The sequence below is a fragment of the Herbaspirillum sp. 1173 genome (genome assembly GCF_031455335.1).
GTDB lineage: Bacteria > Pseudomonadota > Gammaproteobacteria > Burkholderiales > Burkholderiaceae_D > Herbaspirillum > Herbaspirillum huttiense.
In genome coordinates this window covers 538,157-562,381 of the sequence record NZ_JAVDSP010000002.1, presented here as the reverse complement: position 1 = coordinate 562,381, position 24,225 = coordinate 538,157, and the positions used below count along the sequence as shown (strand labels likewise).

Sequence of the window (24,225 nt, the reverse complement as noted above, 5' to 3'; positions counted from 1 at the left end):
AGCATATGCAGCCGAGGCCAATGCCGATGCTGGTGACGATGTACTGATTCGCAGGCAGCAAGGCAGTTGTGCTGGATGTCATGCGACCTATGGTGCGCTTGTCATTGGCATCGAATAGTTTCGGCAGTCACTGCAAAGATCGCGGCGATCCGTGTCGGCCAATGACGACACGCCGATACTGGCGCGCTCGTTCATCTCGCTGGTGCTGCCTGCTCATGAGCCTCTTCGATTCGCTGCTGCGGCAGCCGCAGTCCCGTCGCCTGCTGCGACTTTCCTTTCCGCATGACGATGCGCCTGCCTGTGCGCTGGTGATCAACCGCTTCGAGGGCAGCGAGGCGATGTCGCGCGATTTTCGTTTCGTGCTGGAGCTGCTCAGCGACGAGGCCGCGATTCCGTTGACCTGTCTGCTGGGCAAGCTGCTGTGCGTGTCCTTGGTGACGGCCGACGGGAGCCTGCGTCCTTTCACCGGGCATGTCATGTCGTTTCGCTTCGTGAGGACCGATGGCGGGATTGCCTTCTATGAAGCGGTGCTGGTGCCATGGTTGCATTACGCGCATCTGCGGCGGAACTGCCGGCTGTTCCATGACCAGACCATTGAACAGCAGACCGGATCGATCTTGCGGGACTATGCCGGCTTGGCGCACTGGCGCTGGCAGGTAAGCGAGGAGGAGGTTCCGAGCTCACTCTGCACGCAGTGGGAAGAGACTGACCACAACTACCTCGCCCGGCGCTGGGAGGCCGAAGGCTATTGCTACTGGTACGAGCATACGGCGCAGGGCCATACGCTGGTGATCTGCGATGACAGTACCCGCGCGGAGGCGATCGAGGGGTCTTCTGCGGATATCCGTTTCCATAGCGCGGGAGGAGCCGAGGACGAAGATGCCATCGCGCAATGGCAGGTCGTGCAGCAGGGGGCGACAGCGCAGGTAGCGGTGAGCGGGTTCGATTTCAAGCAGCCATCGCCGCGTCATGTGGAGATCATGACGGTGGTGGAACAGGGCGAGATCGCACGCAAGGAGATCCACCAGTACAGCGGTCATGATGGCTTTCGTACCTTCCTGGAGGGCGACCGGCTGGCCCGCCGGCGCATGGAAGAGATCGAGGCCGGCAGCCTGCTTTTCGAGGCGCAGGGCAATCACCGGCAAGTGGCACCGGGGCGGCGATTTCGGCTGCTGGAGCATTTTCACGCGAAGGCTGGCGATCCGCAGTTCGTGATCCTGGAGGTGGTCCATGAGGCCAGCAACAATTACCTGCAGGATGCGGATGTGCCGGCCAGCTACGCGAACCGTCTGCGTTGCCTGCCGTGGGACACGCCCTGGCGGCCGGGCCCGGGCTTTGACAGCCAATCCACTACGCTGCTGGCATTGCAGACGGCGACCGTGGTCGGGCCGGAAGGGCAGGGGAGTCTGCACGTCGATGCGTATGGACGCATCCAGGTGCGCTTCCATTGGGATCGCGCACGCAGTGGCAGTTGCTGGATCCGTGTGGCCACCCATTGGGCGGGTGCGCACAGCGGCTGGAGTTCGCATCCGCGTGTGGGCTCGGAGGTGGTGGTGCAGTGGCTGGATGGCAATCCGGATCATCCACTGGTCACCGGCTGTGTCCACAACCAGGACAACATGCCGCCATGGGAATTGCCGCAGCAGCGGGCCTTGAGCGGATTGCGCAGCCGTGAGCTGACGCCGGAGGGCGGCAATGCGGCCGGTGGCCGCAGCAATCACGTGATTCTCGATGACAGCTGCGAGCGCATGCAGGTCCAGATCCGCAGTGATCATCTGGCCAGCCAGCTCAGCTTGGGTCATCTGACGCGCATCGAGGGACAGGCGGGACGCAAGGAGGCGCGTGGCGAGGGCTTTGAATTGCGCAGCGATGGCCACGGCGCGCTGCGGGCGCAACGCGGTCTGTTGCTCACGACGCATGCGTGCGCAGAAGCGGAAGGGCAGCTCACCGCGATGGAAGAGACGACGGCCGATCTGCAACGAGGCGGCCAATGGCAGGCCGAACTGGCGCAGGCGGCCGTGCAGGCTGGCGCACAAATGGCGGGCGAGCAGGAGAACGTCGCACAAATCCTGCAGCAGCAGTGCGCTGCGATTGCGGGCCAGACCAAGGGAGCGGTGCTGGAAGAAGGCGTTCCGGCATTTCTGGCTCCACATCTGGTACTGGCCAGTCCGGCGGGCATCGAGACCGCCACCGCAGGGTCGACGCATCTGTTGAGCCAGCAGCACACGGCCATCAGCAGTGGTGGCCATGCCAGTCTGAGTGCCGGAAAGAGCCTGCTGGTCAGCGTGCGCGAGGCGGTGCGCCTGTTCGCTTGCAAGGCGGGCATGAAGCTGGTCGCCGCAGCCGGTGACATCGACGTTTCCGCGCTTGCCGCGAGCGTGAACATTCTTGCGCGTCTGAACATTACGCAGACGGCCAATCGCATCAGCATCGAGGCCAAGGAAGAGGTCGTCATCAATGGCGGCGGCAGCGTCATGCGCTGGCACGCAGGCGGTATCGAACAGAGTACGTCGGGCCAGTGGCGAGCCCATGCCGCCGGGTATGCGCATGACGGTCCGGTCAACGGGCCGGTCCCGGTCTTGCCGGATCCTCCCGCCCTGGACGAATTGAAGCAGCAGCGGCGTCTGGCCTTGGTGCTGACCTCGCACGCCGTGCAGGGCAAGGTCTTTGCGCATGAGCCCTATCAGCTCTTCAAAGCTGGCAACCGGGTCGCCGAGGGTGTGACCGATGCCTACGGCCAGGTGCTGATTACGGTGACGGACGAGGAGACGGCCAGCTATGAGGTCAGGCTCAGCAACGGCCATGTCTTTGAGCTGCCGGTCAGGGCGCGGCTGGACGATATGGACGCACAACTGGCAGCACGAGGTTATCGCGCCCGCGAGGGCGATGCCCGGGACCGCGAGCGTAACCGCGAGTTGCGTGAGGGGTGAGCGGCGCGTTTTCTCTTTCCCGATCTTGATGCACTTCACCAGAGAGAGTTCATGAGTACTACTCAATATGCCAGCACCGTCCCGCTCAGCCGGGCGCATCCTCGCAGCCGTGGCAGCGCGCAATGGTTGCTGGAAAGCGCACAGGACAAGGACTGTCCCATCCATCGCTGCAACCGGCTGCAGATGCTGTATTGCGGGGAGCAGGCGTTTGCACGGATTTGCGACGACATCCGCCGCGCAAAAGATAGCGTCGAGATCATCTGCTGGGGCTTCGATCCGGCCATGGAATTGGAACGGGGCACAGGAGCATGGCCGCGTGGCGAAACCTGGGGTGATCTGTTGCGCGATGTGGCAGCGGGCCGCTACAACGAGGGCAAGCCGGTGCAGGTGCGCTTGCTGTCGTGGTATGGCGTGATCGGCAGCGCACTGGCGCACAACATGCCGGGCTACCAGCGGCCGAGTGATTATGAATTGAGGCAGGGGCCGATGCGTGGCGAGGCCAGCGTGATACGGCCGGATGCGGGCGGCATGCCGGATCCTGTGGCCGTGCGTGATCGGCGTGAAGTGTTCAACGCAAGCTGGTATCGCGCAGCAGAAGCGTGTGCCATTCCGAATCTGAGTCTGCGGGTGCGTGATGGCGACATGCGTGCGGTATGGGGCAGCCTGGAGAAGGAGGCTGGCAAGCGCAGCTTTCTGGAAACAGCGGGGATGGTGCTGGTGGCCACCGATCATCAGAAGAGCATCCTGATCGACTATGAATATGAGGGAGGAGCGCAGGCTGTGGGATATGTGATGGGCCTCAATGCCGTTACCGATTATTGGGATAACCGCACGATCGCGCGCAGGATGCTGGAATGCGGGCTGAATCAAGGGAACGCCGAGGCTGCTTTCAATCTTGGTGGCGCGAGTGTTGGCGACAACGTTGAATTTGATCAGGATAATGATCGAGCCCGCATTGTTCTTCAGGAGGGTTTAAGACTCGGTAGCTACCTGTCAGCAATATTTTTGGCTAGCGCTTTCCGACACGGCGACCCTTTATCCGTTATCGGTATCGACAAGGCCCGTGAAGACCGCTACAGGATTTTCTCCGATGCACTCCAGCGCAACCCCGACCTGCGTTTCCCCAATCTCGACAAGGTACTTCCCCTTCCTCCGGCCAAGCTGCCCATGTGGAATGGTGATCGCAAGACTTTGCTTGAGGCTGCCAGGGCAATCTTGCAGAAGCCTGCAGGGCTTACACCCCCTATACCCGATCCAGCTTGGCTGCGCACCGGCCGTGCACGGATCCCGGATGGCCAGCAATTGCCGACGCACCCACAGAGACAGATTGCACCGCAATTCGAAACTACCGCAGCTCCGGAAACAGGGTACTGGCAGGCCCGCCTGATGCGCCCCATCACGGAGCGCCACCGCACATGGAACGCCGAACAACTGCCCTTGCGTTATGAACAGGGAGAACTGTTTGATCGCAGCCGCGCCGGTTTGCAGGATGAGGACGGCCGCATCCAGTTTCATTACCTTGGCATGCCGGTCGATCTTCTCGCGCCGCCGCAGGTGGTCGAAGATCCCCGAGTACGAAGACGTGTTGCGCGTTACGCAGAGATTCCCCAGACCGAGCGCCGCTACCGCAGCCATTCGCCTTGTCCGCACAGCGGCATCTGGCGACCCTATCTACCGGAAGATCATCCCAAACATCAAAGTTTCAACCGCTGGGATCGTCAGGTGTATCTGAGAAAGGGCATGCCCTTCCCGGATGTCATCCGTCAGCGTCCCGGCATCAGCGAGAAAGATCTCCTGTGGCAGTGGCTGGGCAATGCCAATGAAGAACGCGAGGGACTCGAACACATCAGCCTTGATCAGAAAAGCGGCCCGGCCAGTCCGGAGGGGCAGCATTGAGTCCATCCCAGATCGTCTCCTTGCCCTCTTTACTGCACCTTGACGATCACATAGGCGGTTGCAAAAACCCGTCCCGCTGCCACGGCTTGCCCTGGCAGCCTTTGCAGCGTAGCGGTCAGCCGCTTTTCCACCGTGAACTGATACGCCGGGGCAGCAGGTTCCGGCGGCAGGCAGCGTGATGCATTGCTGGCGTCGAGCCGATACCACCCGGCGTTGCGACCCGCTGGCAGCGGTCTGGATAGTCCTTGTCCGGCCAGCGGCGAGCTGAGGAATTGCATCGGCTGCTGGCTGTCGCTGTCGCTCAGGCTGATGCCCACACCCTTGGCCAGAGAAGGATCCAGGCCGTAGTAGTCCGAGAGCAGATACCGCACGCCCTGATCCTGATTGACATACCCCAGCTGCCGCGCTGCCGCCAGTGCGCCCGGTGAGACCTGAATGCCAAAGGCAGTCTGGTTGTCGTCAGTGCCGGCGGTGTTCGGCGGTCGGGTATTGACTCCCTCGTCACAGCGAAAGGCCAGCGTGAATTCCACCTGCCGTGTCTCGCCCTGGTTGAGTTCCTCTTCCGAGATCGTCGGAAAAACCACTTCCGGCGTCACGTTCTGCACCACGCACGAGGGCAGCACGCTCAGGGTGGCCGCCTGGCGCATGCCGAAGGCAATGCCGTTGGCGGCACCGAAGAAGAGGAAGCGCGTCGCGTGATCTTCACCATCATCATCCATGTCGCCGCTGGCGCGGTTGTACCCCGGACCCCGCAACATCAGGTATCCATTGGGCTGCAGACAGCGGTAGGGAACGGCCGTCTGCAGCCGGTTGTTCGGGCGATCGCCGCACCAGTTGCTGGTGCCGGTGCCGGGGCTGAGATCGGAGACACGGGCGATCTCTGCCTTGACCGGACTGAGATGCCTGGCGCGGATCAGGATCTTCTTGCTGGCTTCATCGACGTCGTAGTTCTCAAGACGGGCCGATTGGTAATAGCGCGAAAACACCTTCCCTGAGCGCAGATGCGTGAGCCGGATCGCCACACCGGGAAACCAGGTGCGGTAGAAGCCCGGCAAGCCATCCTGCGTGCCGATCTCGGCAAATCCGCCCACGCGGTCATCGCCATTGGTGGAAAACACTTCGGATATCTGTCCGGCATCGGCCAGATCACAGGTCCACAGCAGCGTATCGCCGCTGATGCCGGAGGCCTCAGCGGCCGTCGCCACCGCACTTCCCAGCAGTGTGCCGGCCGGCTGCAGGACGGTGCTGGCGAGATTGATGCGGCCGAACCAGAACTGGGCCGAGCCGCCATCGCTCAAGGGCGTAAAGGGATAGGCGATGCGATTGTTGCGCTTGCAGATGGCCTCTGCCGGGACCGACAGCAGGCATAGCGCCAGCAAGGCAAGCAGCAGGTGCAAAGGGCAGGGCAGGACCCGGGGGGAAGGTACGCCGGGCCTGGCGTGATCGGGCGGGCGAGCAGACAAGGGAAAACTCCGGCAAGGATGGGAAGCCCTGCATGTTCGCGCAAGCGCACCTGTGCGCGACATGGGCCAGCTCTGCAATGTGCATGGGCCAAATCCCATTGTGCGGCGATGCCCGCGTTTGGGATTTTGCCCATTGCTGAATCAGCGATTGCCAAGGGCTGCTTGGGGAAGCGCCGATTCTGCTGCGCCACCTGCCTGCCTATGATTCGTCTGGTGCAGGACGCATCGGTTGGCGTCGGCATTCTTCGTGGATCGACCGAATTCTCCTTGGGGGTAAAAATGAAAAAGCATCTCGCAATTCTGTTGCTGGTCTCGCCGTCGGTGGTGCTGGCGGCAGGCAGTACCATCAATTTCCGTGGCCAGGTCAACAGCCAGACCTGCCAGGTGATGGTTGACGGCGCGGCCAATCCAGTGGTGCTGCTGCCCACGGTGGCCACCGGCGACCTCGCGGCGGCAGGCACTTCGGCGGGCGAGACGCCCTTCGTGGTCAGTGTCAGTGGCTGCACGGCATCGGCCACCGATAAACTGAAGATCAAGACGCAATTCCTGGCCAGCGCCGCCACCAGCGGCAACAACATTCCCAACCTGGGCAGCGCCAAGAACGTGGCGCTGCAATTGCGCAAGAGCGTCGGCGGCGATCCGATCAGCCTGGTGGGGGGCAGCGGCGTGTCGGTCGAGGGGCTGGAGATCGCCGCCGGCGGTACCAGTGCTTCTCATACCTTTGCCGTACGCTACGTCGCCGAAGGCGGTGCGGCCGAAGCCGGCTCCGTGATTGGCTCGGTGCAGTACGCCCTCGACTACTTCTGATGCGCCTGTCCGGGCGCGGACTTCCGTTTCCCCGTTGGTCTCACCCCTGTCGCTGCCGGGATAGCTCCCGGCGGCGCATCCCCGTTTTTGCCATGAACAGAACAAGCTTGCGCGCAGGTCTCCTCATGTTGCTGGTCTTCCTGCTGAGTGCGCACGCCAGCGCCAGCGTGACCATGCTCGGTACGCGCGTCATCTATCCGGCCGACGCCGGCGAGCAGGTGCTGCGCTTCAGCAACCCTGATGATCATCCCAATCTGGTCCAGTTGTGGCTGGATGATGGACACGCCGGCCGGCCCGATGGGCAGGCCTCGCCCTTCCTGGTCATTCCGCCGGTGTTCCGCATCGAGCCGCATGGCGGCCAGGTGGTGCGGCTCTCCTACATCGGCGCAGCGCTGCCGCAGGACCGCGAGTCGCTGTTCTTTCTCAATTTCCTGCAGGTGCCGGCCCTCAAGGCCGATTCGGTCAACGACAATCAGCTGGTGCTGACCGTGCGCAGCCGCATGAAAGTCTTCTATCGTCCCCCCGCCCTGGCCAGCGAGGCCGATGCGGCGCGCGCACCCGCGGCGCTTTCCTTCGCCATCGACAGCAGCGACGGGATGGCCAGCATGGTGGTGCGCAACGGTAGTGGCTATCACCTGATGGTGCAACAGGCCGATCTGGTCTTGGGTGACCAGGCGCAAGCGCTGGCCAGGACCACGGTGATCCAGCCTTTCCAGGAACTGCGCTGGCCGCTGGACCATGTGCCGGCCGACCGTGCAGGCATGCGCATGCGTCTGCGTCTGCTCAACGATGTGGGTGTGGAAGTGCCGCGCGACTATCCCGTGCAGTGAGGTGATCACGGTGAGTGTGCATCCCTCGCCTCTGCGGCGTGTGGCCCGGTCTGTCCTGTCGCTCGGAGCCGGGCTGCTGGCCTGGCCGGTGGCCGTGGCCGGCCCGGCGGAGAACAGCTATCGATTTCTGGAATCGCTGGAGATGGCCTCGCCCATCAACAAGGGCAGCCTGTCACGTTTCAATCGCGTGGGCAATGTCGAGCCCGGCATCTACAGTGTGGATGTGTTTGTCAATGGCAGCTACAGCCACCGTCGTGCATTGCGCTTCGACCTGGTCGAAGGGATGGGCGCGGCGGCCTGCTTCAAGGCCGAGGACGCCGTCTTGCTCGACCTGCGGCAGGATCTGGTCGCGCAGCTGGGCCAGCGCGAGTGCGCCCGCATCGACGAGCTGGCGCCCGGGGCGCAGGCCGTGTTCGATCTCTCACGCCTGCGGCTGGACGTCAGCCTGCCGCAGGCGCAACGCAACCATGTCGCGCGGGGCTACATCGATCCCGCGCTCTACGATGCCGGTGACAGCATGGGTTTCCTCAACTACAGCATCAGCCAGTATTACGCCCATACCGCCCAGGCCAGCAGCAGTTCGGTCTACGGTTTTACCAACAGCGGCGTGAACCTGGGCCTGTGGCGTTTGCGCCAGCAAGGCAGCCTGGGCTATGACAGCCGCAGCGGACTGCGCTGGAATCCGGTGCGCACCTATGCCCGCCGCGCCTTGCCCGACTGGACCAGCGAACTGACCGTGGGCCAGAGCTATACCTCCGGCAAGCTGCTGTCGGGATTGGCCTACCAGGGACTGGAACTGAGTTCGGACGAGCGCATGCTGCCCGATTCGCAGCGCGGCTATGCACCGGTCATTCGTGGCACTGCGCGCAGCAACGCTCAGGTCATCGTCAGCCAGAAGGGGCGCGATATCTACCGCACCACCGTCGCTCCGGGCAGTTTCGTGATCGACGATCTGTATCCGACCAGCTACAACGGCGATCTTGATGTGACCGTCATCGAGGCCGATGGCACCCGATCCCGCTTCAGCGTGCCTTACTCGGCGCTGCCGGAATCGATGCGGCCTGGCAGTGAGCGTTACAGCGTCACACTGGGCCGGACCCGCGATACCGACAGCAGCTTGCCGTTCGTGGATGCGCTCTACCAGCGCGGGCTGAACAACAGCATGACCGGCAGCCTCGGACTACGCCTGGCGCCGGCATACCAGTCGGCGGTGCTGGGCACCACTCTGGCCGGGCCGGCCGGTTCGCTGGGCCTGTCGCTGAACTATTCGCATGCCGACACGGGGGGCGGTGCGCGTGGTGGCTGGATGATGGGCGTATCTTATTCACGGGCCTTCGATGTCACCGGCACGCAGTTCTCCATCGCCAGCTATCGCTACTCCACGTCCGGTTACCGCGAACTGGCCGACGTGATCAGCGAGCGCCAGGTGCGGCGTACCGGATTCTCTTCGCTGGCCAGTTCCACCAGCTATCAGCAGCACTCGCGCATCGATCTCTCGCTCAGCCAGCAACTGGGGAGCCTGGGCTCGCTCTATCTCTCCGGCCTGACCCAGACCTTCCACCATGACCGCAGCCGCATCACGCAATTGCAGTTCGGGTATTCGACCTTGTGGCGCAACGGCGTGAGCCTGAACCTCGCCTTCCAGCGGCAGCAGGTCAGCAGTGTGGCCCGGACCGCCAATGATCTGGACGGGCGGCTGGCAGCGGTGGCGCAACCGGGCTCCTCGTTGATGCTGTCGCTGTCGATCCCGCTGGGGCGCGAGGGCGGTGAGCGGCCTGTCGCCAGTACGTCGGTGGTCCGGGCGGCGGACCAGGACCTCTATCAGACCCAGGTGTCCGGCATGCTGGCGGGCGAGCGCCAGCTCAGCTACAGCGTGGGGGCCAGCCATGTGCCGGGCGGCCAGCAGGACAGCGTCAACGGCAACCTCGGCGCGCGTTTGCCCAAGGCCAACCTCAATCTCAATCTCACGCACGGGCGCGACTACTGGCAGGTGGCCGGCAACGTGCGCGGTGCGCTCGCCGTGCATGCCGGCGGTATCACCCTCGGTCCCTATCTGGGCGATACCTTTGCCCTGATCGAAGCCAAGGGGGCGGAAGGTGCGCGCCTTTTCAACGGCCAGGGGGCGGTAATCGACAGCCACGGCTACGCCTTGCTGCCCTCGCTCTCGCCCTATCATCGCAACGTGGTCGAACTGGCGGCCAGCGGCAAGCGCCACAAGACCGAATTGCTGGAAAGCCAGCGCACCGTCATCCCGTATGCCGGTGCCACGCTCAAGCTGAGTTTCAGGACGCGCACCGGCCATGCCCTGCTGATTCGCCTGCAACGCGACGGCGCCTCGCCCTTGCCGATGGGAGCCGATGTGCTCGATGCGCAAGGCGGCGTGATCGGCATGGTCGGGCAGGGCAGCCAGGCTTATCTGCGCACCGACCAGCTGCAGGGCGAGCTGCTGGTGCGCTGGGGCGACGGCCAGCAGGAGCGTTGTTCCGCGCGCTACGATCTGCAGGGGCAGGATCTGGCGCAGGAGCTGATCCGGCTGGAAGCGGCCTGTGTGGCCGCACCCCGCCGTGCCGAGTTCCTGCCGGCAGAGGCCGCACAACCGCGCCTACCGGGAGCGCCGCAATGAGCCGCTGCCGGATCGGTTGGCTGGCACGCTGGCTGCTGCTGTCCATGCTGCTCTGCTGCATGCGTGCCGAGGCCGGGGTCATGCCCGAGCGCACGCGCCTGGTCTTCAGCCAGGGAGCGCGCGAACTCAGCCTGCGCCTGGCCAATACCAATCCGCATGCGGTGGTGCTGCAGAGCTGGGTGGACCAGGGCGAGGGCAGCCAGGCACCGGACACGGTCCAGTCTGCGCTGTTCGTCCTGCCTGCCGTACAGCGGCTGTCGCCCCAGGCCATCGGCCAGGTCCGGGTGCTGACCACCGGCGAGCCGCTGCCGACCGATCGCGAATCGGTGTTCTGGCTCAATCTCTACGAGATCCCCCTGCTGGCGGATGCGCCGCAGGCAAGCGCGCCGCGCTTGCTGCTCGGGCTCAACACCCAGATCAAGGTGTTCCATCGTCCCCCCGGCCTTGCCGATCCGGGGCCGCAGTGGAGCGATGCGCTGCACTTCCGGCTGCAATGGCAAGCCGGGCAATGGGTCCTGGTCTGCCGCAATGACAGCCCTTATTTTGCTTCCCTTGCCAGCCTGCGGGTCAGCGACGGTCGCCGCGAACTGGTGCCGCGCGCGGCTCCCGACCAGATGGCACCGCCCTATGGCGAACAGGTCTTCGTGCTGCCCGTGGACGATGCCACCCTGCCGTGGCAGCAGCCGCGCCTGAGCTTCCAGCTCATCGATGACGACGGGCGATCCAGCGAGCACGCAAGGTCCCTGATGCCGCCCAACCTGCCATGAAGGAAATTCCCATGCATGCCGCCGCTCATTGCGCCCACTCTGCCGCCGTCCCGCCCATGGATCGCAGGCACTTGCTGCTGGCCTTGCGTCGCCGTCAGTTCCAGCCCTTCCTGCAGCCTATCGTCGGCGAGGACGGCGACTGGCAGGGGGCCGAGATCCTGATGCGCTGGCAGCATCCGCACGCCGGTGTGCTGGCACCATCGGTTTTTCTGGAGCGCTTGTCCGAGGAGGGCCTGCTGGCCGCCACCACGCGCCAGATGCTGCAGCAGGTGCGCACATCGTGGGGCAGCGCACCCGCCTGCCTGCGGCAGCCCTTCGTGCTGTCCTTCAATGCCTGTGGTGAGCAGTTGCGGGGCGAGTCGCTGGTGGCCCAGTGCCAGGCCCTGCTGCGCCGCCTGCCGTGGCCGCAGTTGCAGCTGATGATCGAGATGCCCGAGCGCGGTGCCGACCTCGGACCGGAGCGCTGCCGCCGCCTGTTCGCCCAGTGCGAGCGGGCCGATATCGCCATCGCCCTGGATGATTTCGGCATCGGCGACGCGCGCCTGCACCAGCTGGCCTGTGGCCGCGTCAGTTGCCTCAAGCTCGATCGATCGTTTGTTGCTGCCATGCAGGGCAATTCCCTGTACAGTCGCCTCATCGAAACCATCGTCAGCCTGGCCGCCGAGTTCGATGCGACCGTCACCGCCGAAGGCATCGAGACCCGGGGGCAGTGGCAGCGCTTGCGCCGGATGGGGGTGCGGCGCTTCCAGGGATATTATTTCGCCAGGCCGCTGGCGATGCCGGAGTTCTTCCGGCAGATGCAGCGCCGCCGGGGCCAGGCGGCCACCAACTGAGCAGCGCGGAAAGGGAATGCCAACATGGCGACCAAGGGGACATTGATACGGGTCGGGATCGCAGATGATTATCCGGTCGTGTTGCGGGGCATCGAAGCCATCCTGGCCACCTGCGCCGACCTGGCGCTGGCCTTCTCGGCCGAGAGCATCGCGCAGCTGATGAGCTGCCTGGAGCGCGATCCGGTGGACGTACTGCTGTGCGACTATGCCTTTGATGATGACCCCCAGGCCGACGGGCTGGACCTGCTCAAGCGCCTGCGCCGCCAGCATCCGGCGATGAAGGTGATCTTCCTCAGTGCCCATGCCCAGCCGCAGATCATTTCCAGCGCCCTGGAGCTGGGGGCAGCCGGCTTCATCGGCAAGAACCGCAGTGATTTCGTCAACCTGCCGCAAGCCGTCTGCAGCGTCCATCACGGCCAGGTCTATCTGCCGCAGTCGCTGTCGTCGGCCTTGCTGGGCAGTCTGTTCAATGTCAACGCACGCCAGACCGGGCTGGCCCAGTTGTCCGAGCGCGAGCTGGTGGTGGCGCGCATGATCTGCCAGGGCATGTCCATCAGCGACATCGCCGAGCGCCTCAACCGCAGTCCGAAGACCATCAGCAACCAGAAGGTGGCGGCCATGAAGAAGCTGGGGGTGAGCAATGACGTCGAACTGAGCCGGATCTTCCAGAACCTGGGCCACTGAGAGCCGCGATGCCGCGCCAGATCCTTGCCCTGTCGGAGCGCTACTATCGCCGGCTCCTGTATGGCTGCGCCACGCTGTTGTCGGTGGCCATCGTCTGCGCGGTGATGTTTCTGGGCTACAGCGCCTTCACGCAATTCCGCGAACGGCAGATCGGCAGCTTCACCAGCAAGCGCGAGCAGATCAAGTCCGAGGTCGATCGCCTCACCGCGCGGGTGGTCCAGTTCGCCGAGATGTATGCCCGCCTGCAGCATCTCTACAAGAAGGAACTGATGGTGCTCGATACCTACAGCGAGCGCGTGGATCCCGGCGAGATCACCCGCAGTCCCGAGAGTCTGACGGTGGTGCCTTTTTCCCTCGTGATACGCGGTGACACCGCCGCCGACCGCCTGCGCCTGGCCACGCTGCTGCTCCTGCTGCGGCAGGCCTCGGGCTTGCCGATGTTCAATCCGGCCGAGCCCGGTGTCACGCTGGACGGCTTCATCTATACCGCCGAGGCCGGCTTCCTGGCGGTCTCGCCGCCGCTATCCGGCGCGGAAGAGCAAGAGGTACGCCGGCTCGGCATCTCGCCCTACATCAGCGCCATCAGCGCGCCGGTCGATGCGGCCTTCGCCGCCGAGCGCGAACGGGCGGCGCGCGCCCAGGGCAGCACCGGGCAGCGCGTGCTGTGGATGAGTCCGGCCTTGAGCGCACCGCTGCAGCGCTCGGCCGTGACCCGGCTGGCCGTGCGCATTGCGCTGGACAAGGGCGATCAGGCAACGGCCGTGTTCTCGGTGCCGGCCAGCCAGTTTCGCCAGTTCTTCATGAAGAACGAAGAGATGCCCGGCCTGATGGTGTTTGAAGGGAAGGGCAGCACACGTTTGCTGAGCAGCCCCGATCCGCACGTCAATCCGCTGCTGATGCGCCACATCCAGGAGCATGTGCGGCATGCCACCGATCCGCACGATCACGTCGGCCACTTCCACGATGACGGCAGTTTCTTCATTGCCCAGACCATCGAGGGGCCGGAGTGGGTGGTGGTGCTCACCTTCACCTGGCGCGACGTGCTGGCCGGCTTGCAGGGCGACTTCACGACGGGGGCCGTCTGGGGTTTGTTTGCGTTGCTCTTCGTCTGGGTCGCTACCCTGTATTTCGACCGCTGCGTGATCGGGCCGCTGCAGAAGAAGGCGCTGGCCATGGTGGAGAGCCGCCAGTTCAGCCAGACCATCATCGATACCCTGCCGGTCGGCATCGCCGTCTATGCGCCCGGCTCCGGCGAAGTGGTACTGCGCAATGCGGTGGCCTCGCGCATGCTGGAGCAGTCGGCGCTGCCCTGCGCGGCCTTCTACGCGCAGATCCTCACCGCAGTGCGGGTCGGCGACAATCTGCGCCAGGCCATGATCGAAGCCGAACTGCCGCTGCGCGATGGCGGCATCAGCCATCTGGGCGCGGTCTGGTCGCGCACCCGCTTCTCGGGCCAGGATGTGCTGCTGCTGGGCATGATCGATCTCAACATGCAGAAGGCGCACGAAGCCCTCATGCGCGAAGCCAAGAGCATGGCCGACCGCGCCAACCAGGCCAAGTCCATGTTCCTGGCCCAGGTCAGCCACGAGATCCGCACGCCCCTGCATGGGGCCATCGGGCATATGGAGCTGCTGGCGCGGGAAGAGCTGTCGTTGCCGCAGCGGCAACGCATTGAGCTGATCCGTCATGCCTTCGACATGCTCATGGGGCTGGTCAACGACATCCTCGACATCACCAAGATCGAATCGCAATCCATCACGCTGGCCTCGGAAACGCTGCAGCTCAACGACTTGCTGGAAGAGTGCGCGCAGCTGTTCGCACCGCTGGCATTGGACAAGGGACTGGCCTTCTCCTGCCTGCCCGCCGTGGCACTGGAAGCACCGGTGCTGGGCGATCCGCGGCGGCTGATGCAGATCCTGCACAACCTGGTCGGCAATGCCGTCAAGTTCACGGCGCAGGGGCGTATCCGCTTGTCGGTGCGGCTCCTGCGCCGCGAACCGGCGCGCATGGTGGTGCGCTTCGACGTCAGCGATACCGGCATTGGCGTCTCGCCCAGTGCCCGGCAACGCATCTTCAAGTCGCTGCAACAGGCCGATGACAGCATCAGCCAGCGCTTCGGCGGCACCGGTCTCGGTTTGTCGCTGTGCCGCCGCCTGGCCGAGCTGATGGGAGGCGATATCACCCTCGACAGCGAGCCGGGCCGGGGCAGCGTCTTCGGTGCGGAAATCACGCTGGCGCTGGTGGAGGGAGGCGGCACGCTGCCGGTCTCGCGCCCCTTGGCAGGCAAGACGGTGGCATTGCATTGTCACGATGCGGACATGGCAGCCACGCTCCGCGACTATCTCGCCGCGTGGGGTGCAGCGCGGCGTGACAGCGCCAGTGCGCCCGGCGCTGTGATCCATCTGGTCGCACCGGATTGCGTGGATGATTTCATCGCCTGCACGCAACACCAGTCCGTGCCGGCCGTGCTGATCTGTCCTGACGTGGCCATGCGCGCCAGTCTTGCGCCTGGCTGGCAACAGGTCAGCGCCTTCGACCGGCACGACTGGCTGCGCGCGCTGGCCAGCCAGCCTGCTGCTGTGGAGCCGCATCCGGTGGCAGAACTCGTCAGTGTGGCCGCCGGACTCGACGTGCTGGTGGTCGAGGATGACTATGTGAACCTGACCTTGATGCAGCAACAATTGCAGGCGCTGGGCTGCGCCTCTCCGCGGCTGGCCCGCGATGGTCTGGATGCACTGGCGCAATGGCAGGCGCACCCGGCCGATGTGCTCATCACCGATCTCGGCATGCCCGGTCTGGATGGCGTGGCGCTGGCCACGCGCGTGCGCGAGCAGCAGCCGCACGCCCGCATCATCGCCACCACGGCGGCGGGGCCGGGCAGTCTGGGGCAATGGCCGCAGGCGCTCTTCGATGCCCTGCTGACCAAGCCGGCCTCGCTGCAGCAGATGCAGGAGATCCTGGCGCGCCTGGTGCGCACGGTGCCTGCGCCATCGGTGCAGTCAGTGCCGTCAGTGCAGACGGTGCCGGTTGATCCGTTTGAACGGGTAGTGCGGGAGGCTTTCCGGCAGAGCTGGCCGGCGGAAAAAGAGAAGCTGCAGCAGGCCATCGAGCGCGGCGAGCATGAACGCGTGCTGCGCATCCTGCATCGCCTGCAGGGCGGGCTGCAAGCCATGGGACTGGATGACCTGGCAGCGCGCAGCGTCGAACTCCAGCACGCCATCGCGGCGGGCGAGCCCTCGGCGCTGGCGGCCTGCAGGGAATGGATGCAGGCCATGGAGTCTGCCAGCTGAGTGCGAACAAGTTCTTCATGTTCATCCCCCATTTGCTGTCGATTGTGTGTTCGGGGCTGTACACGCCGCAATGGCGGCTGCGCAGATCCTGAAGCGTGCCGGTAACAAGCGCGAATGAATTTCTCGACAGGCGATGTACGTGTCTACGCGCATGCCAGTGTTTGTTGCGACGATCTTGCTGAAGGAATTGACCAAAAAATAGCTACCGCTTGCCTCCTGCAGCCGCAGGCTTGTCCGCTTTTTTCACAGGAGAGGCAGGCGCTGTGAGCCTTGCTGCGCGCTGGTGCAAGCGCGCGCGAGAATGCCGTGGCGTGGTGCAGGAACGAAAAAACGACACCGTGTCGATGCCATGGTCGAGGGGGCCGGTGCATAGTCCGGCGCGCCCCGAAATCAGCGCGTGACGCTGCGCGTCTGCTTGGGCAATTCGCCAAAGCGCTCGCGATAGTAAGCCGAGAACCGTCCCAGATGCCCGAAGCCGAACTCGAAGGCGGTATCGGTGATGTTGGCACCGGGATGCGTGAGCAGGCGCTCGCGCACGGCATCGAGCCGGATGTTGCGCAGCAGGTCCATCGGCGCCACGCCATATTGCTGGTGGCACAGCGCATTGAGCGCGCGCACGCTCACGCCGGCCGCACCGGCCAGGTCGGCCAGCGCCAGCGGCGCGCACAGGCGGCTGCGGATGTAGCGCTCCAGCATGTCCAGGCGCTGCAGCTTGCCGGCACCGACCAGGCTGTCGGCCGATTCGCTGGCCGCACGCTGACCGCTGCTGGCGGCATGCACGGGCTCCACCGTGGACGTCAGTTGCGAGAGCAGGAATTGCGCAGCGCTGCGTTCGAAGTGCTGCACCCATTCTCCCTGTCCTGCGCCCTGGCCGGGCAGGGCCAGCACGCGCAGCAGCGACTGGATCAGCAAGTCCCAATAAGGCGCGGCCTGCTGCGGCAGCAGGAACACCGAGGGAACCTCCATCGGCCCGCGCTGGCCGACCGCACGCAATTCCTCGAACAGGGCCAGCGGCACTTTCAGGATCAGTTGCTCGGAGCCCGCCTGCCACCACAGGCGCAGATTCTTCTTTGGTGCAATCAGCGCAGTATGGCCTTGCGGGATGCACACCTTGCGGCCATCGGATTCGATCTCGGCGCTGCCCGAGAGCGTCATGTGGACCAGCGCAAAACCATTGAACAGGCGCGGCCGCACGACGACCTCGGCACCATACTTGAGCATGAAGATCTGCAACTGCTGGATTGCCGCCTTGAAGAGCACGGTATCGACATCGTCGCCCTTCCAGAACAGGTCATGTTCCGCGAGTTCGTTGGCGACCTGGGCGTGACAGTCGACCTTGCGGGTGGAGTGAAAAACGCGGCGACGATACAAGGGCTCCAGACTGAGCGCATGGACAGTGTTGAGCATGTTAACCTCTTAACGCTGCCCTTCCGCACGGGCCGGTGGCGGAAGAGCGGTGGTACCGGGTTGGGGTGCTGCTGCGTGCAGACGGCGCGGGAGCCGGTCTGCCATGCACCTTCATGGACGATGCGAACGGAGTGCGCGCTGTCTGCTTTCCCTCAGCCAGCGGCGGCTGCGTTCAGCGTCATGCAAGTGCAAGTTTCATGCCCGGGATGGAAGCTCGTCGGCGGTGCGCAGAACAAAGCGCGCCAGCATGGGCGGGGTGGATCATGTCGGTCTCCTCTACGGTCTTCTGGTCGGACCCTGCTGCCGTGGACGCGGGCCTCGTTGCTGTGGGGCACGGCTCTGCGGCCGGCTGATCGCCGATTCTATGCGTTTGGCGGGTGAACGTACAATATCAAATCAGCATCATGGTATGCCTCGGAGGTATAGTGGAACTGCGTCATCTCAAGTATTTCAATGCCGTCGCCAGCACGCTCAGTTTCAGCCGTGCGGCCGAATTGCTGCACATCGCCCAGCCGCCCCTGAGCCGGCAGATCCGCCAGCTCGAGGAAATGCTCGGGGCCGAGCTGATCGACCGCGCCTCGCGTCCGATTGCGCTCACCATGGCAGGCAAGTTTTTCTATGAACAGACCTTGCAGGTATTGTCCCGGCTGGAACAGATCGAGGAAGGAACGCGCGTCATCGCACACGGACAGCAGCACTGGTTCAACATCGGTTTCGTGCCCTCGGCGCTGTATGGTTTGCTGCCGGAGATGATCAAGCGTTTCCGCGCCGACATGCCGGACATTGAAATCGGATTTTCCGAGATCGTGACCATGGAACAGATCGAGGCACTCAAGTCCGGACGCATCGATGTAGGCTTCGGACGCCTGCCCATCAGCGACCCTGACATCCTCTGCGAGACCATCGTGGAAGAACCGCTGGTGGCGGTGTTCCCGCTGGGCCATCCGCTGCTGGCGCGCAGCAAAGTGACGCTGGCGCAGCTGGCCGAGGAACGTTTCATTCTCTATCCGGCCAAGCCTCGTCCCAGCTATGCGGACCAGGTGCTGGACATTTTTTCCAGCCGCGCCCTGCGGCCGGCCATCGTCAAGGAAGCCAACGAGATGCAGACCGCCATCGGGCTGGTCGCCGCCGGCGTGGGCGTGACCCTGGTGCCGCGTTCGGTGCAGGGGCTGCATCGCTCAGATGTGGTGTACCGGCCGCTGTCCAACAAGGGCGTGCATTCGCCGGTGATCATGAATTTCCGCGCCAATGACCGCTCGCTGTTGCTGCAAACATTACGGTCGACAGCGGCCTCGATTGCGCGCATGCATGCCGAGGAGTACGTCTGATCGCAGGCCTCCGAAGGGCGAGATGCAATGCACACGGGCCATGCAATCGCATGGCCCGTGGTCGTTCAGTTCAGCGCAGGATCACGCGGCCAGACGCGGACGATTGATATCGGCCTTGGGCAGGTCCTTCTGTTCCGGCAGCAGGTTGAAGTTGAACTCGATGGCATAGAAGGGCGCATCGACTTCATGCTTGCGGATCTCGGCAGGATCGGTGACGTGCTTCAGTTCCGGCACCAGCCCTTCGCGGGTGGCGAAGGCGAAGTCATCCCACAGGTACGGATCGCCGGCGATGTTGATCTGCGTGGTCAGCTTGCGATAGCCCGGCACGGTGACGAAGAAGTGGATGTGCGCAGGACGGCTGCCATGACGGCCCAGCTTGTTGAGCAGGCGGTCGGTGGCGCCACCCGGCGGCACGCTGTAGCCGACCGGCACGCGGCTGCGGAAGCGATAGCGGCCTTGGTCATCGGTACGGATGGAGCAGCGCAGGTTGAACGGGCTCTGGTCCGGATCGAAGAAGGAATAGCGGCCCAGGTGATTGGCGTGCCAGACTTCCACCAGCGCATTGGCCAGCGGCTTGCCGTGCTCGTCGAAAACCTGGCCTTGCATGAATAGGGTGTCGCCCGGCTGCGGGTCCTTGTCCATGCGCGCAAAGCCCTTCTGCTCGGGCGCACCCGAGACGTACAGCGGTCCTTCGATGGTGCGCGGGGTGCCGCCCTGCACGCCACGGCGCGCTTCGGCTTCATCCATGCGCAGGTCGAGGAAGTGCTCGAAGCCCAGGCCGGCGGCGATCAGGCCGAACTCGCCCGACTTGCCCGCCGAGGTCAGATAATCCACGGCAGCCCAAAATTCTTCCGGCTGCACATCCAGCTCTTCAATCGTATAAAACATGTCGCGCACGAGGCGGTTGACGATGGTCTTGACACGCTGGTTGCCCTCCGCGAGTTCGGTGCTTTCGATTTTTTGCAGTACGGCGTCGATGGCTTTCTTGTCCACGTTGTCTCTCCTGTCTCTGGTTGGATATGTGTGGGGGTGAGTGCGGTTGGTCCGGGCCGATGGTTCAGGCCACGGAGACCAGCGGGGTCTTGCGGTCGCGGCGCAGCGCGTTGACGCGATCTTCATCCAGGGTGATGCCGAGGCCGGGGCCGCTCGGCAGTTCCAGGGCGAAGTCGCGGTAACGCAGCGGCGTGGCCAGGATTTCTTCGGTCAGCAGCAGCGGGCCGAACAGTTCAGTGCCCCAGGCCAGCGTGCCAAAGGTGGCAAACAACTGGGCCGAAGCCATGGTGCCGATGGCGCCTTCCAGCATGGTGCCGCCATACAGTTCGACCTGGGCGGCAGCGGCGATGGCCGCGACTTGTTGCGCACCGGCCAGTCCGCCGGATTGGTTGATCTTCACGGCGAACACATCGGCAGCACCGACGCGGGCCAGTTGATAGGCATCCTGCGGACCATGCAGGCTTTCATCGGCCATGATGGCGATGCGGTTCTTCTGGCGCAGGCGGCCCAGGCCATCGTGATGGCTGGCGGCGATGGGCTGCTCCACCAGGTCCACGCCGGCATCGGCCAGCAGCTGCATGCCCAGCATGGCCTCGGTCTCGGTCCAGGCCTGGTTCACATCCACCCGCACGCTGCCGCGCTCGCCGAGGGCGCGCTTGATGGCGGCCACGTGGGCGCAATCCTGCTGCACGGTGCGCGCGCCGATCTTGAGCTTGAAGATGTTGTGGCGGCGCTGGGCCAGCATCTTCTCGGCTTCCTCGATGTCGCGCGCCGTGTCGCCGCTGGCCAGGGTCCAGGCAATCGGCAGGCTCTCGCGCACCCGGCCACCGAAGAGCGTGGACAGGGGCACGCCGAGGCGGCGCGCCAGTGCATCCGACAGCGCGGTCTCGATGGCGCATTTGGCGAAGCGGTTGCCCTGCACATGTTCGCCAATGTGATGCATGCGCGCGGCGACCTGGTTGGCATCGGCGCCCAACAGCAGCGGCGTGATGTAGGTGTCGATGTTGACCTTGATGCTTTCCGGACTTTCTTCGCCATAGGCGAGGCCACCGATGGTGGTGGCCTCGCCCCAGCCGGCCACGCCATCGTTGCCGGTGATGCGCACCAGCACCAGGGTCTGGCGGTGCATGGTGGTCATCGACAGGCGGTGCGGGCGGATGGTGGGAACGTCCAGCAGCAGGACCTCGACGGTTTCGATGGAGGTGGCGGGCAGGGTGGAATTCAAGATGCAGTCCGTAGAAAAGAAGAAGGCGAATGCTGACGATGTCTGACTTGGAATGGATGATAGGAACAAAGCCGCCCGGGTGTCCAAGACCGATTCGGGCATGCTGCATACCTTTTGGGTATAACGTGAAAGGTATGCAAAAAACGGACAAGACTGCCCCGCAACTATGCAAATGGCGGATATTCGTCCTTGCGCACTCTGCCTAAGATGGCTCATCGTCCAGGCCCCGCCTGGCATCCAACGATGAGGACCGTCGCATGAGCACATCCACCGAACTCGAACAGCAAGGCTATGCACCGCTGGTGCAATTCCCCCGCACCGATGGTGCACGCACTCCTTACAAGGTATTCAGCTCCAAAGAGGTCTATGACCTGGAGCAGGAACGCATCTACCGTGGCGAGACCTGGAGCTTCCTGGCACTGGAAGCCGAGATTCCCAATAACGGCGATTACAAAAGTACCTTCGTCGGCGACACCCCGGTGGTAGTCACCCGCACCGAAGATGGCAGCCTGGCCGCCTGGGTCAACAAGTGTTCGCACCGTGGCGCCATCGTCTGCCGCACGCCGCGCGGCAATGCCAGTTCGCACAGCTGTGCTTATCACCAGTGGAGTTTCGATGCGCGCGGCAACCTGCTGGGCGTACCCTTCCGCCGTGGCCAGAAGGGCGCCACCGGCATGGCCAAGGATTTCGATCCCAAGTGCCACGGCCTGCGCCAGTTGCGCGTGGACAGCTACAAGGGCCTGGTCTTCGCCACCTTCAGCGAGACCGTGGAATCGCTGCCGGACTACATCGGCGCCGAGATGCGTCCGTGGATCGACCGCATCTTCCACAAGCCCATCGTCTACCTCGGCTGCACGCGCCAGTATTCCAAGTCGAACTGGAAGCTCTACCTGGAAAACGTCAAGGACCCGTATCACGCCAGCCTGCTGCACCTGTTCCACACCACCTTCAACATCTTCCGCGTGGGCATGAAGGCGCGCTCGCTGGCTGACAAGCACCATGGCCTGCACAGCATCATCACCGCCACCAAGAATGAAGTGGAGACGGCGGACGCCTACAAGCAGCAGGAGATCCGTTCCTTCGATGAGGGCTTCTCGCTGCAGGATCCGTCGGTGCTGGGCCAGATCAAGGAATTCGAGGAACTGACCACCAACCACATCCAGCCCATCTTCCCGCAGCTGGTGGTGCAGCAGATCCATAACACCCTGGTGGCGCGCCAGTTGCTGCCCAAGGGACCGAGCAACTTCGAACTGGTCTTCCACTTCTTCGGCTACGAGGACGACACCCCCGAGCTGCGCGCGCTGCGCATCAAGCAGGCCAACCTGGTGGGGCCGGCCGGCTACATCTCGATGGAAGACACCGAGGCCACCGAACTGGTGCAGCGTGGCACCGCCCGCGATCCTGACCACTGCTCGGTCATCGACATGGCGCGCGACAATCCCGACCAGGAAGACACATTGATTACCGAAAGCCTGATCCGCAAGTTCTGGATGGGCTACCAGAAACTGATGGGCTTCCCGTCCATCGAGAAGGCATGAGCGAGGCAAAGCAGATGCAAAACATGGAACAGATGAGCTTGTGGTTCGAGCTGCACCAACTGCAGGAGCGCTACGTGCATGCGCTCGACAACGACCGCCTGGAACAGTGGCCGGAGTTTTTCACCGACGACTGCCTGTATGAAATCGTGCCGCGCGAGAACGCCGATGCCGGCCTGCCCATCGGCATCATCCATTGCGACAGCAAGAAGATGCTGCAGGATCGCGTGCTCTCGCTGCGCCACGCCAACATCTACGAGGCGCACACCTATCGCCACATGACTTCCGGGCTGGTGTTCACGCAGAATGCCGACGGCTCGGTGGATGCGCAATCGAGCTACGTGGTGGTGCAGACCTTGCAGAACGGCGAATCCTTCGTCTACCAGGCCGGCCGTTATGAGGACCGCGTGGTCAGGACCGAGGCCGGCTGGCGCTATGCCCGCCGCCGCGTGATCTACGACACGCTGCGCGTGGCGACCCTGTTGGCCACTCCGATCTGAGGCGGCCATGAGCGAGTGGTTCGATGTCGGCCATGCCGATGATTTCGCCGAGGGCGAAGTGGCTGCGGCCCGCGCGGGCAGCCAGGCGGTGGCGGTGTTCCGCCTGGGCGAGGAAATCTTTGCGCTCAAGGACTTGTGCACCCACGGCAATGCCAAGCTCTCCGATGGCTATGTCGAAGATGGCTGTGTCGAGTGTCCGCTGCACCAGGGGCTGTTCGACATACGCAGTGGTGCGCCGCGGTGTGCGCCGGTGACCGAGGCGGTGCGCAGCTTCCCGGTGCGCGTGGTCGCGGGCCGGGTGGAGATTGGTGTAGGCGGGGAGGGGGATGCAGCCCCTGCAGAGAGTACCGCACCGGCATTGCAGCAGGTGCAGGCCACGCTGGAAAGCATCACGCGCGCCGCTCCGGACGTGGCCATCCTGCGCCTGCGCTGTGCAGCGCCGCTGTCCTATCGCGCCGGCCAGTACATCGACCTGCTGCTGGAAGACGGCCAGCGCCGCAGCTATTCCATGGCGACCTATGCGAGGGACGGTAGTGATGTGCTGGAGCTGCATGTACGCCACCTGCCCGGCGGACTGTTTACGGACCGCCTCTTCAACGGCATGCAGCCGGGGCAGCAGTTTTCGCTCGAAGGACCGGCCGGCAGCTTCTTCATGCGCGAGGGCAGCGAGCCGGTGATCCTGCTGGCCAGTGGCACAGGATTTGCTCCGGTCAAGGCACTGGTGGAAGAGGCCATCGCCACCGGCAGCACGCGTGCGATGCGCCTGTACTGGGGCGGTCGCCGTGCCGCCGACCTGTATCTCGATGCACTGTGCCGCGACTGGGCGGCGAGCCTGCCCTGGTTTGAATACGTGCCGGTGCTGTCCGAGGCCGATGCCGCCAGTGGCTGGAGCGGACGCACCGGATTCGTCCACCAGGCCGTGATGCAGGATGTACCGGCGATGCAGTCGTATCAGGTCTATGCCTGTGGCGCGCCGGTCGTGGTAGAGTCAGCGCGGCGCGATTTCACGGCCACCTGCGGCCTGCCGGGGACGGCTTTCTTTGCGGATGCCTTTGTCTCGAAAGCCGACCTGCGTAAATAGTTTTTCCAGGCCGGGCTTGCGGTGAAATCCAGG

The 24,225-nt window shown here is 64.2% G+C and carries 17 protein-coding genes; 13 read left to right on the top strand and 4 right to left on the bottom strand.

What is annotated here, in order from left to right; genetic code table 11:
- Window positions 1-89: 89 nt before the first annotated feature.
- Together J2X56_RS10590 and J2X56_RS10585 are read left to right on the top strand one after the other, a co-directional pair.
- Complete coding sequence (locus tag J2X56_RS10590; protein ID WP_310160117.1) at window positions 90-2,930, top strand: type VI secretion system Vgr family protein; 2,841 nt, start codon at window positions 90-92, stop codon at window positions 2,928-2,930.
- Between the two features lie 51 nt (window positions 2,931-2,981).
- On the top strand, window positions 2,982-4,826 hold the full coding sequence (locus J2X56_RS10585; protein ID WP_310160115.1) for a DUF6396 domain-containing protein: 1,845 nt from the start codon (window positions 2,982-2,984) through the stop codon (window positions 4,824-4,826).
- 29 nt (window positions 4,827-4,855) lie between these two features.
- On the opposite strand, the gene J2X56_RS10580 is transcribed toward J2X56_RS10585, so the two are convergent.
- Window positions 4,856-6,289 (bottom strand): fimbrial protein, encoded by a 1,434-nt coding sequence (locus J2X56_RS10580; protein ID WP_310160113.1) that lies wholly within the window; start codon window positions 6,287-6,289, stop codon window positions 4,856-4,858.
- 279 nt (window positions 6,290-6,568) lie between these two features.
- Between J2X56_RS10580 and J2X56_RS10575 the strand changes: the two genes are divergently transcribed.
- The 7 genes from J2X56_RS10575 (at window position 6,569) to J2X56_RS10545 (ending at window position 16,123) form a co-directional block, all read left to right on the top strand.
- Window positions 6,569-7,096 (top strand): fimbrial protein, encoded by a 528-nt coding sequence (locus J2X56_RS10575; RefSeq protein WP_209567475.1) that lies wholly within the window; start codon window positions 6,569-6,571, stop codon window positions 7,094-7,096.
- Between the two features lie 125 nt (window positions 7,097-7,221).
- On the top strand, window positions 7,222-7,926 hold the full coding sequence (locus tag J2X56_RS10570; RefSeq protein ID WP_121043471.1) for a molecular chaperone: 705 nt from the start codon (window positions 7,222-7,224) through the stop codon (window positions 7,924-7,926).
- A gap of 10 nt (window positions 7,927-7,936) precedes the next feature.
- A complete protein-coding gene (locus J2X56_RS10565) occupies window positions 7,937-10,549 on the top strand; it encodes a fimbria/pilus outer membrane usher protein (RefSeq protein ID WP_310160109.1) in 2,613 nt (870 codons plus the stop codon).
- Window positions 10,546-11,316 (top strand): molecular chaperone, encoded by a 771-nt coding sequence (locus tag J2X56_RS10560; RefSeq protein WP_121043465.1) that lies wholly within the window; start codon window positions 10,546-10,548, stop codon window positions 11,314-11,316. Before J2X56_RS10565 ends, J2X56_RS10560 begins: the two co-directional genes overlap by 4 nt.
- Window positions 11,317-11,327: 11 nt before the next feature.
- Window positions 11,328-12,149: an EAL domain-containing protein gene (locus J2X56_RS10555; protein WP_121043462.1), complete on the top strand. Its 822-nt coding sequence runs from the start codon at window positions 11,328-11,330 to the stop codon at window positions 12,147-12,149.
- 24 nt (window positions 12,150-12,173) lie between these two features.
- Window positions 12,174-12,833 carry a response regulator transcription factor gene (locus tag J2X56_RS10550; protein ID WP_039784218.1) on the top strand — a complete coding sequence of 220 codons (660 nt, stop codon included), beginning with the start codon at window positions 12,174-12,176 and terminating at the stop codon, window positions 12,831-12,833.
- Window positions 12,834-12,841: 8 nt separating this feature from the next.
- Complete coding sequence (locus J2X56_RS10545; RefSeq protein WP_310160098.1) at window positions 12,842-16,123, top strand: ATP-binding protein; 3,282 nt, start codon at window positions 12,842-12,844, stop codon at window positions 16,121-16,123.
- Between the two features lie 390 nt (window positions 16,124-16,513).
- Here the strand turns inward: J2X56_RS10545 and J2X56_RS10540 are convergent, their stop codons facing one another.
- Entirely contained in the window at window positions 16,514-17,530 is a 1,017-nt protein-coding gene (locus J2X56_RS10540) for an AraC family transcriptional regulator (protein WP_121043456.1), read from the bottom strand.
- Window positions 17,531-17,955: 425 nt separating this feature from the next.
- Here J2X56_RS10540 and J2X56_RS10535 point away from each other — a divergent pair, with 425 nt between their 5' ends.
- A complete protein-coding gene (locus J2X56_RS10535) occupies window positions 17,956-18,858 on the top strand; it encodes a LysR family transcriptional regulator (protein ID WP_209567469.1) in 903 nt (300 codons plus the stop codon).
- Window positions 18,859-18,939: 81 nt separating this feature from the next.
- On the opposite strand, the gene catA is transcribed toward J2X56_RS10535, so the two are convergent.
- Entirely contained in the window at window positions 18,940-19,851 is a 912-nt protein-coding gene (gene catA, locus J2X56_RS10530; RefSeq protein WP_134223157.1) for a catechol 1,2-dioxygenase, read from the bottom strand.
- A gap of 64 nt (window positions 19,852-19,915) precedes the next feature.
- A complete protein-coding gene (locus J2X56_RS10525; RefSeq protein WP_280921005.1) occupies window positions 19,916-21,076 on the bottom strand; it encodes a muconate/chloromuconate family cycloisomerase in 1,161 nt (386 codons plus the stop codon).
- Window positions 21,077-21,333: 257 nt separating this feature from the next.
- On the opposite strand from J2X56_RS10525, the gene andAc reads away from it, so the two are divergent.
- The 3 genes from andAc to andAb are packed head-to-tail and all read left to right on the top strand — an operon-like array spanning window position 21,334 to window position 24,192.
- A complete protein-coding gene (andAc, locus tag J2X56_RS10520) occupies window positions 21,334-22,614 on the top strand; it encodes an anthranilate 1,2-dioxygenase large subunit AndAc (protein ID WP_121043447.1) in 1,281 nt (426 codons plus the stop codon).
- Entirely contained in the window at window positions 22,611-23,111 is a 501-nt protein-coding gene (gene andAd / locus J2X56_RS10515) for an anthranilate 1,2-dioxygenase small subunit AndAd (RefSeq protein ID WP_034335823.1), read from the top strand. Before andAc ends, andAd begins: the two co-directional genes overlap by 4 nt.
- A gap of 7 nt (window positions 23,112-23,118) precedes the next feature.
- A complete protein-coding gene (gene andAb, locus J2X56_RS10510; RefSeq protein WP_310160086.1) occupies window positions 23,119-24,192 on the top strand; it encodes an anthranilate 1,2-dioxygenase ferredoxin subunit AndAb in 1,074 nt (357 codons plus the stop codon).
- Window positions 24,193-24,225 lie beyond the last annotated feature (33 nt).

Coding starts and splice junctions, on each gene's coding strand:
- J2X56_RS10590 (WP_310160117.1), top strand. CDS start 90: ATGGTGCGCTTGTCATTGGCATCGAATAGTTTCGGCAGTCACTGCAAA.
- J2X56_RS10585 (WP_310160115.1), top strand. CDS start 2,982: ATGAGTACTACTCAATATGCCAGCACCGTCCCGCTCAGCCGGGCGCAT.
- J2X56_RS10575 (WP_209567475.1), top strand. CDS start 6,569: ATGAAAAAGCATCTCGCAATTCTGTTGCTGGTCTCGCCGTCGGTGGTG.
- J2X56_RS10570 (WP_121043471.1), top strand. CDS start 7,222: ATGTTGCTGGTCTTCCTGCTGAGTGCGCACGCCAGCGCCAGCGTGACC.
- J2X56_RS10560 (WP_121043465.1), top strand. CDS start 10,546: ATGAGCCGCTGCCGGATCGGTTGGCTGGCACGCTGGCTGCTGCTGTCC.
- J2X56_RS10555 (WP_121043462.1), top strand. CDS start 11,328: ATGCATGCCGCCGCTCATTGCGCCCACTCTGCCGCCGTCCCGCCCATG.
- J2X56_RS10550 (WP_039784218.1), top strand. CDS start 12,174: ATGGCGACCAAGGGGACATTGATACGGGTCGGGATCGCAGATGATTAT.
- J2X56_RS10545 (WP_310160098.1), top strand. CDS start 12,842: ATGCCGCGCCAGATCCTTGCCCTGTCGGAGCGCTACTATCGCCGGCTC.
- J2X56_RS10540 (WP_121043456.1), bottom strand. CDS start 17,530: ATGCTCAACACTGTCCATGCGCTCAGTCTGGAGCCCTTGTATCGTCGC.
- andAc (WP_121043447.1), top strand. CDS start 21,334: ATGAGCACATCCACCGAACTCGAACAGCAAGGCTATGCACCGCTGGTG.
- andAd (WP_034335823.1), top strand. CDS start 22,611: ATGAGCGAGGCAAAGCAGATGCAAAACATGGAACAGATGAGCTTGTGG.
- andAb (WP_310160086.1), top strand. CDS start 23,119: ATGAGCGAGTGGTTCGATGTCGGCCATGCCGATGATTTCGCCGAGGGC.